Raw genomic sequence first — 15,540 nt, 5'->3', positions numbered from 1 at the left:
GGGCAGCCTGCCTGGCTGCCGCAAGTGGATCACCGCTGTTCACGGTGCCCTGTTTTCTGAATACATCACTGCCTGCTCAAGCTTCATCGCCGTCTGCCACAACCTGTGGTCTGCTGTGGCCATGATCGCGCCGCGCCTCCCTGTGCGCCGCAGGCACGTATCCATTCTTTGAAGGTTAAGCATGACAAAGATCAATGCGTTCCGGGAAATCGAGCGCAAGCTGGCCGACAGCCTGGCGCAGCTTGAGGCGACCAAGAAAACCGAGCGTCAGCGCGAGACCCGGGAATTTGCCAGCGAACTCAAGACCCTGATGAAGGAGTACCGCATGTCCGCCGCGGATGTGCTGAGTATCCTGAACGCCACCCCTGAAGCGCGCTGAGCCAAGCTCGTTCGCACACCGCCGCGGGGGGGCATGGTGAAACAGGATTATCGGGCGAGCTGCACGAGTGCCTGGATGATTTGCAGGACTACCTGCCAGATGCGTTACCATGACTGGCGCACACGCTTTATCCGTCAGCAGCTGCAGTGATAGCTGGGTGCGGCAAGCAGAACGCTATACAAGGAGTACGTCATGGCAATCCAGCCTCCGAAAGATCTTCCATCCGAGCCGACCAATGACGACGGCATTCCTGCACCGACCGGGGAGGCCAACCTGATCGATACCGACTATGTGATCGGGCAGGACAACTTTTCAGGGCAGATCACCCTGAGTCTGGACATCCACAGCAAGGTCTTCCTGATCTCCGCCGGCAGCATCCTGCTGTTCGTGCTGCTGACCCTGGCACTGCAGGAGCAGGCCTCGGAGGTCTTCACCGGCCTGCGCGGCTGGTTGACCAGCAATCTGGCGTGGTTCTTCATCAGCGCCGCCAATATCTTCGTGCTGCTGTGCCTGCTGCTGGTGTTCTCGCCACTGGGCAAGGTGCGCATCGGTGGCAAGGATGCGATACCCGACTATTCCTACGTGGGCTGGTTTGCCATGCTGTTCGCTGCCGGCATGGGCATCGGCCTGATGTTCTACGGGGTCGCCGAACCCATGGGGCATTTCAATGCGGCCTTCGAGGGGGTGACCCTGGGGGAGACCGGTGAGCGCACCGACTGGGCGCCACTGGGCGGTGCCGAAGGGGATGCCCGGGAAGCCTTCAGGCTGGGCATGGCGGCCACCATATTTCACTGGGGCCTGCATCCCTGGGCGATCTACGCGGTGGTGGCGCTGTCACTGGCGATCTTCGCTTACAACAAGGGCCTGCCCCTGAGCGTGCGTTCGATCTTCTATCCGCTGCTGGGTGAGCGCATCTGGGGTTGGCCGGGCCATGTGATCGACATCCTGGCGGTGTTCGCCACCATGTTCGGCCTGGTCACCTCGCTGGGTCTGGGGGCGCAGCAGGCGGGGGCCGGCATGAACCAGCTGTTCGGCATTCCCAGCGGCAACCTGACCATGGTGCTGCTGATCATCGCCATCACCGCGGTGGCCCTCTGGTCGGTCATTGCCGGAGTGGACAAGGGCGTTCAGCAACTGTCCAAGGTCAACATCGCTCTGGCCTTCCTGCTGCTGTTGTTCGTCATTGTCTGCGGGCCGACGCTGGCCATCCTGAAGGGTTTCTTCAGCAACCTGGGCGCCTACGCCAGCTATCTGCCTGCTCTCGCCAACCCGGTGGGGCGCGATGATGCCAACTTCAGCCAGGGCTGGACGGCCTTCTACTGGGCCTGGTGGATCAGCTGGTCGCCCTTCGTCGGCATGTTCATCGCCCGCGTCAGCCGGGGACGCACGGTGCGGGAGTTTCTGATATCCGTGACTCTGGTGCCCTCGCTGGTGTCGGTCCTCTGGATGACTGCCTTCGGCGGTACCGCCATAGATCAGCTGCTGAGCGACAACTTCACCGGGGTGCGGGATGCGGCACTGGAGCTGCAACTCTTTACCATGCTCGGCCAGCTGCCGCTGTCGGCCATTACCTCCTTCATCGGTGTGGTGCTGGTCATCATGTTCTTCATCACCTCCTCCGACTCGGGATCGCTGGTGATCGACGCCATCACCGCTGGTGGCAAGATCAACGCGCCGGTCGGCCAGCGGGTGTTCTGGGCAATAGTGGAAGGGGTGCTGGCCATCGCGCTGCTGCTCGGTGGCGGCCTGGTTGCGTTGCAGGCGATGGCGGTATCCACCGGGCTGCCCTTCACTCTGGTATTGCTGGCTGGCTGCGTGGCCATCGTCAAGGGGTTGATGAGCGAGCCGCGCTAGCTCACAGCGGCGACCTCAGCAACAGAAGTCGCCCAGCCGATGCGCCGGTGAGAAGTGGGTCGCCACCTGGGCCTGGAACAGTTCGGCGGTGGCCAGGGCATCGGTCAGGGCGTGGTGCGCCTGATACAGCGGCAAGCCATAACGCGAGCGGCTGTCGGCCAGGCGAATGGATAAAGGCTGTTTGCCGGCGAGCCGCTGCCACCAGCCCAGCCGCCGGCGCGGGTGCAGGTTCGCCTCGATCTGCATGGTGTCGATCATCGGAAACTGCAGCCCCTCGCCCAGCACCCGGGTGGTGGCCCGATCCAGGAAGGGCCGCTCCATATTGCGAAAGTGCACCACGGCTATGCGCCCGGCAAGCTGTTCCAGCAACCCCTGCAGAATGTCCTCGAAGCGCGGCGCGCGCTGGATATCGGCATGGGTGATCTGGTGAAACGTGACCGAATCTGCAGTCAGATCCCCCACCGGTCGTACCAGCTGGTACCAGGCCTGATGGCTGCGTATCCGCTCCAGAGTGAAGGGGATCAGCCCAATGCTGACAATGGCATGCTGGCTGGGATCCAGCCCCGTGGTCTCGATATCCAGCGCGGCGAACTCCAGCTCGGCCAGGGGGGTGTCGGCACCCGGCCAGTCGGCACGGTAGAAGTCGCGCAGCAGCGGGTGCCGTGCCGTCTCCGCGCGGCTGGCCAGATACTGCGGCCAGTCCGTCGGTCGCCGTAAGGCCGGACGGTTCATGAGGGCCGTCCCGGCGCGGTGAGCGGATAGCGGAAGCGCAGGAATTTCTGGGCATGGCTCAGGACCTGAAAGGCGTCCTTGAGGCCGTGACGCTCGGCTGCAGAGACATTCTCCGGTTCGATATAGTTGTTGGGTTCGCGGCCTTCCTGGATGTCCAGCGCCTGGTGACGTATGCGTGCCAGCGACAGGAACTCCAGCGCATAGCGCAGCCGCTCCACCTGCTCCCGGGGCATCAGACGGGTCTGGGCAATATCATCCAGTCGATCGTGGGAGTTCTGCGCAGTGGAACCAATGGCCAGTGCGTGTACCCGGATCAGATCAGTCAGCGGCGCCGTTCCCCGGCCCTTGAGGTTGATGATGTTGCGCTGTTTGCCATCCTGTTCCATGACAAAGGTGCGAAATATCCCCAGCGGCGGGGTGCGGTTCAGGGAATTGCGCGCCATCAGCGCGAGGAAGTTCGGATTGCGGCTGGCTTTGTGGGCGATCAGTTCGCGCAGTTGCTCCACATGATCAGTCTGGCCGCTGACCGAGTCGAGGTCAAAGAAGATATTGCTGTTGAGCAGGGCCTTGGGGTTGGGTCTTTCGATCCATTCGCTGAAATAGCGCTTCCAGACCGCCAGCGGCTGGCGCCACTTCGGGTTGGTGGCCATGATCTCGCCCTTGCAGTAGCTGTAGCCGCAGGCGGCCAGCCCATCGCTGACAAAGGTCGCAAGCCGCAGAAAATAGTCGTCATGCTCAGCCGGCTCAAAGCGGTCGTCCAGCACCAGCGCATTATCCTGGTCGGTAACAATCAACTGCTCGTCACGGGCCATGGAGCCCAGCACCATGAAACTGTAGGGCACTGGCGGCGGTCCCAGCTCCTTCTCTGCCAGATCGATCAGGCGCTGGATGAAGCTGCGTCCGATACTCGACAGGGCGCTGCCGATCATCCGGGCGGTGGCTTCGTCCTCGACCATGCGCACAAAGGTGGCCCGCACATCCGGCAGCAGCTCCTGCAGCTCACTGACCGACTGGCGATTGAAGATGTCGTTGACCAGATACAGGCTGTTCTGGGACTGATAGCGGATCACATCGGCCAGATTGATCAGCCCCACCGGCCGGCGGCGGCTGAGGATCGGCAGATGGTGGATGTTGTGCCGCAACATGCAGAGGATGGCGTCCAGCACCGAGGCATTGGCCTGCAGGGTAATCGGCTCGGGGGTCATGATGCTGTGCAGGGGAGTTTCCGGCGGCAAGGCGGCGGACACCACCCGGGTGCGAAAGTCGCGGTCGGTAATGATGCCCGCCACGCGCTGCAGTTCCGGTTGCTGTGGATCCGGCTCGGTAATCAGCAGCGCCGAGACGCTCTGCTCGGTCATCACGGCAGCGGCGCGGTGAATGCTCGACTGGGCATCCAGCATGACCGGTGGCCGGCTGATCAGCCTGTTCACCCGCACCTTGATCAGCTCACTGGCCCGGCCCTGGGACTGTACCGCTGAACGCAGCCGCCCTGCGCCCTCGGTATCGACAAAGTCGGCGAAACTGTCGTGCTCATCGCACAAGCGGAAGAACAGCTCGCCGGGGATGAAGTAGATCAGGCTGTCTTCCAGTGCCCTGGCCGGGAAGCGTACCCGACGGTTACGGCGCAGGCCTGCCTGGCCGAAGATGTCACCTTCCCCGAGACGGTTGAACAGCTCGCCGTTGGGTCGGTAGATCTCCACCGCGCCACTGCGGATATAGTGCAGCTCGTTGAGGGGAGCGTCCTTGTCCAGAATGGGGGAGCCCGCCTTGAAGTAGCGCACCTGGGTCTGACTGGCGATCTCATCCAGGGTCTCGTCGGGGAGTTCGTCAAAGGGCGCGAAACGGCTGAGGTGGTCGCGGATCTCGATCAGTTCGACTTGCATGGGCATCTTCCGGCCAGAACATTGGCATCAGTGTAATGCCTGTGCGCGGGGAATGCCCGAGGGCGGCCCTGTCGCCTGGCGGCGACAGGGCCGGGAGGATCAGCTGTCGAAGCCGGGGCTGTCCCGTTGTGCCTTGCGCAGCAGCGCCGGCCAGGCCAGATTGGCCCCTGCGCCCTTGGTGACCTGACGCATGCTTTCGATGGCTCCGTCCAGAATGCTCTGGGGAATCGGGATCAACTCGCTGCCGCCGGCCTGGGCGTTGATCTGGATCTCGCAGCAGCGCTGCAGGGTGTGCATCCCCAGGAAGGCCTCGGCCACGTCGCGGCCGACGGTCATCAGCCCGTGGTTGCGCAGCACCATGTTCTTGGCCCTGCCCAGATGCTGCTGCAGACGCGCCTTCTCGTCCTCGCGCAGGGCAACGCCCTCGTAGTCGTGGTAGGCCAGACTGCTGAGTACGAACAGCGCCTGCTGGGAAATCGGCAGTATGCCGTTCTTCTGCGCCGAGACGCCGACGCCTGCCGCCGTATGGGTATGCAGGACGCAGCCCGCATCGTGACGTACCTCATGCACGGCGCTGTGGATGGTGAACCCGGCCGGGTTGATCTCGTAGGGCGAGTCCATCACCTTGTTGCCCTGCAGGTCGATCTTCACCAGATTGGAGGCGGTGATCTCCTCGAACATCAGCCCGTAGGGATTGATCAGGAAATGCTCGGTACCGGGAATCTTGGCCGAGATGTGGGTGAAGATCACGTCATCCCACCCGTTGAGCGCGACCAGACGGTAACAGGCGGCCAGATCTACCCGGGTCTGCCACTCTTCGGCGCTGACCTGATTGCGGACGTCCAGCACCGGTTGTTTCTGCACTGCATTCATTGGCTGTTCCCTCGTGATGATAGGTCATCAGGCCGGCATCTCGCCGGCCTGACATTCATCGCAGTGTAGATGAGGTCATCGCCTGCGACTGTCACGCAGATGACAGTGGTTGCAGCTGTCAGGTCCGGGGAGTGACTCTGAGCAGGGCGCCGTTGCCACCACGCATGCCATCCTCCAGCAGCCACAACGCGCCATCCGGGCCCTGTTCCACCTCGCGGATACGCCTTTGCATGTCATAGCGCCCTGCTTCCCGGGCGGACTCGTCCTCCAGCGCCACCCGCACCAGCGACCGGGAGGACAGGCCGCCGATGAAGGCGTTGCCCTGCCAGTCGGGGAAGAGTTCGCCGTCATAGATGACCAGCCCGGCGGGGGAAATCACCGGGGTCCAGGTGATCAGCGGCGCCCTGAATTCGGGGCGAGTGTCGTGATCCGGGATGGGGGTGCCGTCGTAGTGCTCGCCGTTGGAGACCAACGGGTAGCCGTAGTTCTCACCCTTGATGATCAGATTCAGCTCGTCCCCGTCCTTGGGGCCCATCTCGTGGGCCCAGAGACGACCCTGCGCATCGAAGGCCATGCCCAGGATGTTGCGGTGACCGAGGCTCCAGATCTGGGCCGCCACCTCACCCTGATCAACGAAGGGGTTGTCTTCAGGCAGGCTGCCGTCGTCATTCAGACGGATGATCTTGCCCAGGTTGCTGTTCATATCCTGTGCCGGATCGAACTCCTGGCGCTCGCTGGAGCTGATCCACAGCTTGCCCGCATCGTCGAACAGCAGTCGGTAGCCGAAATGACCGCCACCTCTCATCTTGGGTACCTGACGCCAGATCACCTGCAGGTCCTCGAGGGCGCCGCCCCCGTCGTCATCCAGCACCAGGCGGGCACGGGCCACAGCGGCCCCACGGCCGCTGTCGTCGGCTTCCACATAGCTCAGATAGATCATCTGATTGCTGGCAAAATCCGGATGCAGTATCACATCACCCAAACCGCCCTGACTGACCAGTTCAACCTCGGGTACGCCGCTGATGCTGCCGGTGCTGTTGGCGGTAAGGTCGTGCAGGCGCAGGGCGCCGGCCATCTCCGTCACCAGCAGGCGCCCGTCAGGCAGGAAGGTCATGGCCCAGGGCGCATCAAAGCGGGTTATCTCGGCTACCTCGAAGGGCAGATCCGCTGCTCCCGGGTTGGCCGTGGGCTCGCCAGCCGCGGCCAGGCGGGCGGCAGTCTCCTCGGCTTGCTCGGCGACAGCCGCTTCATCCTGACGGTCGGTCGGGCCCGCCGATTCACTGGCGGCAGTAGTGGTATTTGCCTGGTACGGTGTGTCGCTGGCCTTGTCGCAGGCGGACAGCAGCCCGAGCATGGCCAGGAAAAGCAGGGAATGGCGAAAACGGGGCATGGTCGCTCCTGTTCTGATCTTGAAGGGGTCGGCTATTTGAACCTGTACGCCGGCAGAGGTTGCGCAATCCCCATGATAGCCAATGCCGTGCAGCATCTTTGGCCTCCAGCCGGCTACACTAACTGCAATTGACCACATGGCGGGAGCAGGGCATGGACTGGCGAGGCAGACGGCAGAGCAGCAATATCGAAGATCGGCGTGGGCAGCCCTTGAGTGCCGGCGCTGGCGGCGGCGGGCTGATCCTGCTTCTGTTGCGCATCCTGCCCTGGTTGCTGCGCACCCGCCTGGGTCGGATCGTGCTGGCGGTGGGGGTGGTGGTCTTCTTCGGCGCCAGAATGCTGGGCATAGATCTGCTGCAGCTGGGCGGCCCTGTTCCCCAGCAGACCGCCAGCTTCTCCGCCGAGGAGCAGCAGCTGGCGGAATTCGTCTCCGTGGTGCTGGCGGACACCGAGCAGACCTGGCAGCGCATCCTGGCCGAACAAGGGCAGCGGTACGAGGAGCCGGTGCTGGTGCTGTTCAGCCAGCGGGTGGCCTCGGCCTGCGGCACCGCCAGCTCGGCGGTAGGCCCCTTCTACTGCCCCGCCGATCGCAAGGTGTACCTCGATCTGAGCTTCTTCCACGATCTGGATCGCCAGCTGGGCGCCCCCGGGGACTTTGCCCAGGCCTATGTCGTCGCCCATGAGGTTGGGCATCACCTGCAGACACTGCTCGGCATCTCTCAGCAGGTGCGTGATGCCGGGCGCGGCAAGTCCGCCGCTGTGGTCAACGCCCTGTCGGTGCGTCAGGAGCTGCAGGCCGACTGCCTTGCCGGGGTGTGGGGCCATTCCGCCCACCGCTTCAGCGGCATGCTCGAGCCCGGTGATCTGGAGGAGGCCCTGCAGGCCGCCGCCGCCATCGGCGATGACCGGCTGCAGAAACGCAGCGGCGGCGACGTGGTGCCGGACAGCTTCACCCATGGCACCTCTGCGCAGCGGGTGACCTGGTTCAAGCGCGGCTTCGAAAGCGGCGACATGCGTCAGTGCGATACCTTCTCGGGGCAGATCTGACCCTCGGGCTCTGGCGGTGGCATCTTTACCGGGGTGGCGGTACTGTCAGGGCATATTCTGCGGAGGATAAGAACAATGTCAGTCGAAGCGCAGTTCCGTACGCATGAAGTCCATAACCAGCCTGACCCCATGCCCGGCTACAACCTCTGGCGCAGCGATCTGCCGTTGCAGCAGGCAATTGCCCGGCACGGTGCCGAGTGGGCGGCGGACAACCTGGATGCCATGGGCCAGCAGGTCGGGCATGAGCTGATGGAGGCCGGCGAACTGGCCAACCGGCACAGGCCCGAGCTGCACAGTTTCGACCGTTATGGTCGGCGCATCGATGAAGTCGAGTTTCACCCGGCCTATCACCAGTTGATGGCCGCGGCCATGGCCAACCAGATGCACAGCTTCGCCTGGAACAACGCCGAGCGTCCCGGAGCCCACGTTGCCCGAGCCGGATTGATGTATCTCTACGGCCAGGCGGATGCCGGCACCTGCTGCCCGCTGACCATGACCTACGCCTCCATTCCCGCGTTGCGCCACAGCCCTGAACTGGCCGCACAGTGGGTCCCGCTTCTGCTGTCCTCCGACTATGATCCGCGCACCCTGCCTGCCGAGCAGAAGCGTGGTTGCACCATTGGCATGGGCATGACGGAAAAGCAGGGTGGCTCTGACGTGCGCAGCAATACCACCCAGGCACTGCAGCAGCCCGACGGCAGTTATCGGCTGATCGGCCACAAATTCTTCTTCTCCGCCCCCATGTGCGACGCCCATCTGGTGCTGGCGCAGACCGGGCAGGGCATCGGCTGCTTCCTGCTGCCCCGGGTGCTGCCCGATGGCAGCCTGAACGCGGTGCGGATCCAGCGCCTCAAGGACAAGCTGGGCGACTGGAGCAACGCTTCTTCCGAAGTGGAGTTTCTCGGCGCTACCGCCTGGCTGGTAGGGCAGGAAGGGCGGGGTGTGGCCACCATTCTGGAAATGGTGGCACTGACCCGACTGGACTGCATGATAGGCTCGGCGAGCATGATGCGACAGGCGCTTACCCAGGCGTTGAACCATGTGCGCCAGCGCGCGGCCTTCGGCCGCCTGCTGATCGATCAGCCGCTGATGCGTAACGTGCTGGCCGATCTGGCGCTGGAGAACGAGGCTGCAGTGGCACTGACCATGCGGGTGGCCGCGGCGGTGGATGCCTCCCCGCGGGACGAGCAGGAAGCCGCCTTTGCGCGCATCACCACCGCTATCGGCAAGTATCTGATCTGCAAGCGCGGCCCGCTGGTGACCAATGAGGCGCAGGAATGCCTCGGCGGGCTTGGCTATGTGGAGGAAAATATCCTGCCGCGCCTGTACCGCCAGGCGCCGCTGAACTCCATCTGGGAAGGCAGCGGGAACGTGCAGTGCCTCGACGTGCTGCGTGCCCTGCGCCGGGAGCCGGAGACCCGGGATGCCCTGTTTGCCGAATTGACCGCAGCCAGAGGCTTGAACAGCGATTATGACCGCCAGCTTGACTGGCTGGCGCAGGGCTTTGCTGATCCGAACGAGTTGGAAATGCGTTCCCGGTTGCTGGTCGAGCGCACCGGCATGGCCCTTCAGGCCTCCCTGCTGCTGCGCTCGAGCCAGCCCGGGATTGGTGATGCATTCTGCCGCGCCCGACTGGGCGCCGAGCGCGGCTTTGCACTGGGCTGTCTGCAGCCCGGAGATCCGGTGGATCTGTTGATAAACAGGGCCATGCCGCAGTGGGGCGGCTGATTGGGGAGAGCGGAACACAAAAAAACCTACCGCTAACGGATGGGATTTGTGTGTTTGGTGGTGGGGCGGCAGCCCGCGCCAAACGACCGTTGAAAGTACGCGATACCGGCGTTCCGGCAAGTTGATAAGTTCTGCTGGCTGCTGCGAAAAGCGGGGGTTGGCAGGCCAGAGGCGGCGGACGATCAAGCGGTTTTTCCCGTGGATCGGTCACCGATATGGCCGTTCAAATTCGTATGCTTCTCTGGTCCGGTTCGATTCCGGAATCGGGAATTGAACCTGCGTCCGTCCCCCCGACCAAGAGCACACCCATTCACACCCATTCCGGGGTAAGGCAGCCCGGGGTGCGGGGAATTGCACCTTCTATCGCCGCATTATATGCGGTGAATAGCTTGCGCATGCGGAGAATGAAGCCCATAATCTCCGCATGAACAGCGGCGATTACAAGTACATCTGGCAGGCCGGCGACTGGCCGGACTGGCGCTTCGACCTGGCGGCGCTCGCTGGCCCTATGGCGGATGTGAGTCGTGCTCAAGGGCTCTTGCTGGGGCGTCTGGCCGACGTGGGCATGGCGCTGCGCGATCAGGCCAGCCTGGCGGCGCTCACCGAAGACGTGGTCAAGACCAGCGAAATCGAGGGCGAGCAGCTCAACGTCGAGTCCGTGCGCTCAAGCATCGCTCGCCGGCTGGGCGTCGACATCGGGGCGTTGGCTCCAGTCGATCGTCATGTCGAAGGCGTGGTGGAGATGGTGCTCGACGCCACGGTCAACTGCGCGGCGCCGGTGACCCGCGAGCGGTTGTTCGGCTGGCACGCGGCGCTCTTTCCCACTGGTTACTCCGGCCTCTCCAGGATCAAGGTCGGCAGTTGGCGCGACGACGCCAGTGGCCCCATGCAGGTGGTCTCCGGCCCCATCGGCCGCCAGCGCGTGCATTTCGAGGCGCCGCCCGCCGATCGACTGGAGACCGAGACAGGTCGTTTCCTCGAATGGGTCAATGCGGACTCGGGTGAGCCACCGCTCGTCAAGGCGGGGCTTGCCCATCTGTGGTTCGTGACCTTGCACCCGTTCGACGACGGCAACGGCCGTATCGCCCGGGCCATCGGCGACCTGCTGTTGGCGCGCGCCGACGGCAGCCCGCAGCGCTTCTACAGCCTGTCGGCGCAGATCCAGCGGGAGCGCAAGGCCTACTACGATATTCTGGAGCGCACCCAGAAGCGGTCCATGGACGTCACCGAGTGGCTGGCCTGGTTCCTCGACACCCTGCATCGCGCCGTCGATCAGGCGCAGCACACCCTCGATGCCGTGCTGACCAAGGCACGCTTCTGGCAGCACTGGGCAGCCACACCTTTGAACGAGCGACAGGTGAAATTGCTCAACCGGCTACTCGATGGCTTTGAAGGTAAGCTCACCAGCAGCAAGTGGGCGGCGATCGCCAAGTGCTCGCCAGACACGGCGCTGCGCGACATCAACGACCTGCTCGCGCGCGGCGTGCTGCGGAAATCGAATGCGGGCGGGCGCAGTACCAGCTACGAGCTGAACGATCTCCCGTAGTAACCGCGCGTCTTCTGAATTGACTTGGCTGGCGGACCGAACAGCGCCTTCCTGGACTCCTGCCAACTCATGCGGAAGGAGACCAAGATGGACGTCGTTCACCTCAATCAAAAACAACTGGCCGCCCGCTGGAGTATCAGCGAAGCCACCTTCGAACGCTGGCGTAGCGTGGGAATTGGGCCGAAATTCCTGAAACTCTGTGGTCGGGTGATGGCACCCCGCACCAAACTGCTATTTGAAAGTACGCAATCGAAGCGCTGCGGGCTGCCGCGAACCAGTGCGAACTCCATCGAAAAGCCTGCCGGATTGTAGACCTGCAAGCAGGTTTTCTAGCTGGGCTGGTCGCCGGGAGCGGGCGTCAAACTCGTCTGCGATTGGAGGCCGGTTCAATTCCCAAACCCGGAATCGAACCCGCGTCCGCATGGTGGTTCAAACGGAGGGCTCGGCGACTGCGTCATTGTCGGCGGCGGGGTCGGTGAGCCTCCGAATCGTCAGGGCACAGCGTTGCTCAATCAAGGTATTGATTTGCTCAACCACGGCATTGCCAGCAAAACGGTGTCCGGGGTCAGACTGGAGCTTGCGCGCCGTCGCCGGCAGTAACTTTGCCAACTCCAGAATGCGCCGTTTGGCCTGCGCCTTGGTAAACCCTACGCCTTCTGCAAACTGCTCCCAATGCCGCGCCTGGACTTCGCTGAATTTGTACTTGCTGCCGATTTTCATCGCCATCTTCTGCGTCAGGGTTGGATACACCGCCGTCGAGAGCGTGTCGTAAAACGGTGCCAGAACGGGTGTCTTGCCTGAGTACAGCAGAGAGAAATTCTTGGCGTGCGCATCATGGTTACCGATCAGCGCATTGAAGATCACGTAATCGAGCAGTCGCAGGACTTGCGGCGCACTGGGGCGCGTCGCACTGCGCACCAGATCAAAACACTGCACCAGATCCGGGCCACCTTCATTCTGGTATTTCATTTCCGGCACCACGCCCAGTGCCTGGCAAAAGTCCTCTTGATGAAGACGTTGCCGCTGCCCCTGGGCATCGATCAGTCGGTCGTAGCGCTCAACCAGTAGAAAGGAGCGATCCAATACCTGGTGAATTTTTGACTTTGCCGGTTTGAGCTGCATGGCCTCAGCCAGTGCCATGCAAAATCCTTCGTTGATCACGCTGTCTTTAACAGCGTGGATGGCCGGTTTCAGGATGTGCGAGCTAGGCGTGCCGTTGAGGGGCAGCCCGATGCGCGCGCCATCGAAAACCACTGGCAACTTGTCTTGGGCGCCAGCCAAGGACAGCCGCAAGCCGTCTTTGCCTGCCAGCATAGGTCGATGCGGCAATTCATCCAGGATGGCAACGACTTCGTCGTCGCTCAGCCATTGAACGTCATCGCTGCGTGTTGGCACAGGCAAAGCCTGGCCGGGCTCGAGGAAGGTCACGGCCCCGGCGCATTCGCCGCCGATGTGGTCCAGCAGCGCAAAGTCGTTTTGGCCAGACACCTGGAACTGCTGCGCAATCACGCGGCGCATTTGCCCTTCAGGTAGAAGACCCGCAAAGAAGGGACGCGTTTTGCGATCGTCGAACGGCTCTGCTTGCAGGGGGAGTGAGGCGGACAAGGCAACGGCGTCTTTGTGTGACAGCCAACCGGGGGCGTAGCAAAAATTTAGCCGCCCATCGACCAGCGCCAGCGTGCCGACACGATCTGCGAATAGCCAGACTTCCAGCTCAGGCGCCATGGTCGCCACCCTCATGTTGATCATTGGTCACAGATGATGGCAACCCGCTCAACTGGACTTCTCCACCCAATGCATCAATGACCCGCAGTACGTTTTCCAGTCTTAAGGTGGGCTTGCCTGCTTCAAGGTCGACAATGAAGCGCACACCCACCCCAGCCGCCAGTGCCAACTGGGGCTGGGTCAGCCCGAGCTGCTTGCGAGCGGCACGCAGTGCACGCCCCAGTTGTTGAGGAGATCGAATGGATGTCATGGTTGCTCAGTTTCCCGTTCGGGAAATTATCGGGCACAACCGGACTAAGTGCAAGAGATATTTCCCGATCGGGAATGTTCGGTGTGCTTAGGGCATGATTCGGGCCTTTGCTTCCCGATCGGGAAATAATGAACCGCTCTCAATTCCAAATTGACACCCATTTACACCTAATGTGGCGCGGTTTTCAAAACTGCGCCACGAATTCCTCTTTGCGGCGAATGGGGCTGCGCCACATATCGCTTGGCTCACGCGCGGAACAGCGCCTTCATGGACTCCTGCCAACTCATTCGGAAGGAGACCAAAATGGAAGTCGTTCACCTCAATCAAAAACAACTGGCCGCGCGCTGGCATCTCAGCGAGGCCTGCCTTGAGCGCTGGCGCAGCGAAGGCATCGGGCCGAAACTCATGAAGCTGAAGGGGCGCGCGCTGTACAGGCAGGTCGACATCGAAGCCTACGAGGAGTCGTGCCTGGCGACGTCGACCAAGACCTCAACGGCTCAAGCCAGTGCTGGCTGATGTGTTCGGTTTAGTCGGCAGTTATTGATAAGTGCCGACGTTTTGCAACATGAAGGGGGCTCTCGACGGCCGTAATGGGCCGCATTGAAAGTCCGCAGTCCACAAGCTTGGACTGAATCACACCGGGTTTTATGGAGGCCATTTCGTTTAAGTCAGGCGGCCATGGCCTGTCCGATCCGCGCACGCTGACGCGCGCTGCCCGTGACTATGTCGAGTGTGCAAATTCCGCTGGGCCATTACAGACACGAACAGAAAGCAGGGTAGGTCTGCTGGCTCTACGCGAGGGACGTTTGCCCACTCCGGTAGCCAATGCTGCAATCCAACCGCTTGATTCGTCCGCGCGTAACCTATTGACCTGTAACAGGGTCTGTCACGGACTTTGCGGACTTCGTGCCAATTCCGGAGAGCGAGTCCGGAGCGAGGAATGGCCAGGAGAGAGTGGAATGTGGCCGGGAACGGCTAATTCGGGCGGCTGGCGAAGTCCGCAGGCTTCCGCAGAAATCCTCAACAACACGCGGGAGCTGGCGCGATCAGGCAAGAAAAAACCCCAACCGCGAACGGTTGGGGTTTGCTTGTTTGGTGGAGCCGGGGGGATTTGAACCCCCGTCCGCCAGTCCGCCACTATCGGTTCTACATGCTTAGCCATCTCTATTTAGTTAACTCGTCGCGGCCCGAGTGGCAGGGCGCTAGGAGCGAGCTGTATGAGTTTTAGCCGTTACGTCTACAGCGAACTTGGCGGCGATCCTGTTCTATATGACAGCCAGATCTTCGGGTTTACAGGCATCCCCTAGAGGCTGCTGACCGACTTAAGCGGCCAGGGCGTAGTTGTCGTCGTTGGCAACTATTAGTTTGCAACAGTGGATTTACGAGTTCTGTTACCAACTCGGCATGCCCCTCAAGCTTTGTAACCGTCGTCGAATCCTGATCGGCCCCAAAACCCTTGGTACTTGTGTTGCTCGATGAATCAGACGCCATTCTACGGGAAAGGTTCCCCGACGTACAGCGGCGGCGCTCAGCGGTTGGCTTCGCGTACCAGGCGCTGCTTCTCGCGATCCCAGTCCCTGTCCTTCTCGCTGGCGCGCTTGTCGTAGTCCTTCTTGCCCTTGACCAGGGCAATCTCGCACTTGACCAGATGTTTTTTCCAGTAGAGCGCCAGGGGGACGCAGCTGTAGCCCTTCTGCTCGACCCCGGCGATGATCTTTTCCAGCTCCTTGGCGTGCAGCAGCAGCTTGCGGGTGCGCGTAGGGTCGGCAATGACGTGGGTGCTGGCGGTCTGCAGGGGGGTGATGTGGGCGCCGAACAGGTAGGCTTCGCCATCCTTGAGCAGGATGTAGCTGTCCACCAGCTGTGCCTTGCCGGCGCGCAGGCTCTTCACTTCCCAGCCGGCCAGGGCGATGCCCGCCTCGAAGCGCTGTTCGATGAAGTACTCGTGTTTGGCCCTTTTGTTAAGGGCTATGGTGCCGCCGGTGGGCTGGGATTTCTTTTGTTTGCTCATGGGCGGGTATTATAGGGACTGGCGCGTTCTTCGGCTATCACGTTGAAGTGATGACGGCAGCGGTTGGAGTCGTCCTTCGTGCCGGGTCGCCGGGCAGGCGGTGAGGAATTGCCCCTGCACCCT

The 15,540-nt window shown here is 62.3% G+C and carries 14 protein-coding genes and 1 other RNA gene; 7 read left to right on the top strand and 8 right to left on the bottom strand.

The window, feature by feature from the left end; translation table 11 throughout:
* Window positions 1–181: 181 nt before the first annotated feature.
* Both VF673_RS11175 and VF673_RS11170 read left to right on the top strand, forming a co-directional pair.
* Window positions 182–379, top strand: coding sequence for a hypothetical protein (locus VF673_RS11175; RefSeq protein ID WP_440291986.1), 198 nt, complete (start codon window positions 182–184; stop codon window positions 377–379).
* A gap of 192 nt (window positions 380–571) precedes the next feature.
* The gene (locus tag VF673_RS11170; protein WP_440291985.1) at window positions 572–2,233 is read left to right on the top strand and encodes a BCCT family transporter; all 1,662 of its coding nucleotides are present in this window, start codon (window positions 572–574) and stop codon (window positions 2,231–2,233) included.
* A gap of 15 nt (window positions 2,234–2,248) precedes the next feature.
* Here VF673_RS11170 and VF673_RS11165 read toward each other — a convergent pair whose 3' ends face one another.
* The 4 genes from VF673_RS11165 to VF673_RS11150 all read right to left on the bottom strand — a co-directional run bounded on the left by VF673_RS11165 (window position 2,249) and on the right by VF673_RS11150 (window position 7,111).
* Complete coding sequence (locus tag VF673_RS11165) at window positions 2,249–2,965, bottom strand: 3'-5' exonuclease (protein ID WP_440291984.1); 717 nt, start codon at window positions 2,963–2,965, stop codon at window positions 2,249–2,251.
* Complete coding sequence (locus VF673_RS11160) at window positions 2,962–4,848, bottom strand: DUF294 nucleotidyltransferase-like domain-containing protein (protein ID WP_440291983.1); 1,887 nt, start codon at window positions 4,846–4,848, stop codon at window positions 2,962–2,964. The genes VF673_RS11165 and VF673_RS11160 overlap by 4 nt, the downstream gene beginning before the upstream one ends.
* 99 nt (window positions 4,849–4,947) lie before the next feature.
* Window positions 4,948–5,721 carry a class II aldolase/adducin family protein gene (locus VF673_RS11155; protein WP_090539642.1) on the bottom strand — a complete coding sequence of 258 codons (774 nt, stop codon included), beginning with the start codon at window positions 5,719–5,721 and terminating at the stop codon, window positions 4,948–4,950.
* A gap of 118 nt (window positions 5,722–5,839) precedes the next feature.
* Window positions 5,840–7,111: a PQQ-dependent sugar dehydrogenase gene (locus VF673_RS11150; RefSeq protein WP_440291982.1), complete on the bottom strand. Its 1,272-nt coding sequence runs from the start codon at window positions 7,109–7,111 to the stop codon at window positions 5,840–5,842.
* A 152-nt stretch (window positions 7,112–7,263) separates the two neighbouring features.
* On the opposite strand from VF673_RS11150, the gene ypfJ reads away from it, so the two are divergent.
* The 4 genes from ypfJ (at window position 7,264) to VF673_RS11130 (ending at window position 11,743) form a co-directional block, all read left to right on the top strand.
* On the top strand, window positions 7,264–8,157 hold the full coding sequence (ypfJ, locus tag VF673_RS11145; RefSeq protein ID WP_273124801.1) for a KPN_02809 family neutral zinc metallopeptidase: 894 nt from the start codon (window positions 7,264–7,266) through the stop codon (window positions 8,155–8,157).
* A 75-nt stretch (window positions 8,158–8,232) separates the two neighbouring features.
* Window positions 8,233–9,885 (top strand): isovaleryl-CoA dehydrogenase, encoded by a 1,653-nt coding sequence (locus VF673_RS11140; protein ID WP_440291981.1) that lies wholly within the window; start codon window positions 8,233–8,235, stop codon window positions 9,883–9,885.
* Between the two features lie 424 nt (window positions 9,886–10,309).
* The gene (locus VF673_RS11135; protein ID WP_440291980.1) at window positions 10,310–11,431 is read left to right on the top strand and encodes a Fic family protein; all 1,122 of its coding nucleotides are present in this window, start codon (window positions 10,310–10,312) and stop codon (window positions 11,429–11,431) included.
* A gap of 87 nt (window positions 11,432–11,518) precedes the next feature.
* Window positions 11,519–11,743 (top strand): hypothetical protein, encoded by a 225-nt coding sequence (locus VF673_RS11130; protein WP_440291979.1) that lies wholly within the window; start codon window positions 11,519–11,521, stop codon window positions 11,741–11,743.
* Window positions 11,744–11,860: 117 nt separating this feature from the next.
* On the opposite strand, the gene VF673_RS11125 is transcribed toward VF673_RS11130, so the two are convergent.
* Both VF673_RS11125 and VF673_RS11120 read right to left on the bottom strand, forming a co-directional pair.
* On the bottom strand, window positions 11,861–13,156 hold the full coding sequence (locus VF673_RS11125) for a type II toxin-antitoxin system HipA family toxin (protein ID WP_440291978.1): 1,296 nt from the start codon (window positions 13,154–13,156) through the stop codon (window positions 11,861–11,863).
* Window positions 13,146–13,406 carry a helix-turn-helix transcriptional regulator gene (locus VF673_RS11120; protein WP_440291977.1) on the bottom strand — a complete coding sequence of 87 codons (261 nt, stop codon included), beginning with the start codon at window positions 13,404–13,406 and terminating at the stop codon, window positions 13,146–13,148. The genes VF673_RS11125 and VF673_RS11120 overlap by 11 nt, the downstream gene beginning before the upstream one ends.
* A gap of 303 nt (window positions 13,407–13,709) precedes the next feature.
* Between VF673_RS11120 and VF673_RS11115 the strand changes: the two genes are divergently transcribed.
* Complete coding sequence (locus VF673_RS11115; RefSeq protein ID WP_440291976.1) at window positions 13,710–13,922, top strand: helix-turn-helix transcriptional regulator; 213 nt, start codon at window positions 13,710–13,712, stop codon at window positions 13,920–13,922.
* A gap of 577 nt (window positions 13,923–14,499) precedes the next feature.
* Here the strand turns inward: VF673_RS11115 and ssrA are convergent.
* Both ssrA and smpB read right to left on the bottom strand, forming a co-directional pair.
* Window positions 14,500–14,855: a transfer-messenger RNA gene (ssrA, locus tag VF673_RS11110) on the bottom strand.
* Window positions 14,856–14,934: 79 nt separating this feature from the next.
* Entirely contained in the window at window positions 14,935–15,417 is a 483-nt protein-coding gene (gene smpB, locus VF673_RS11105) for an SsrA-binding protein SmpB (protein WP_440291975.1), read from the bottom strand.
* Between the last annotated feature and the right edge of the window lie 123 nt (window positions 15,418–15,540).

It is taken from the genome of Halopseudomonas sp. Lyrl_26 (genome assembly GCF_051948695.1).
GTDB classification, from domain to species: Bacteria; Pseudomonadota; Gammaproteobacteria; order Pseudomonadales; family Pseudomonadaceae; genus Halopseudomonas; species Halopseudomonas formosensis.
Note: the sequence above shows the minus strand (reverse complement) of the source record. Positions and strands in the feature narration are given on the sequence as shown.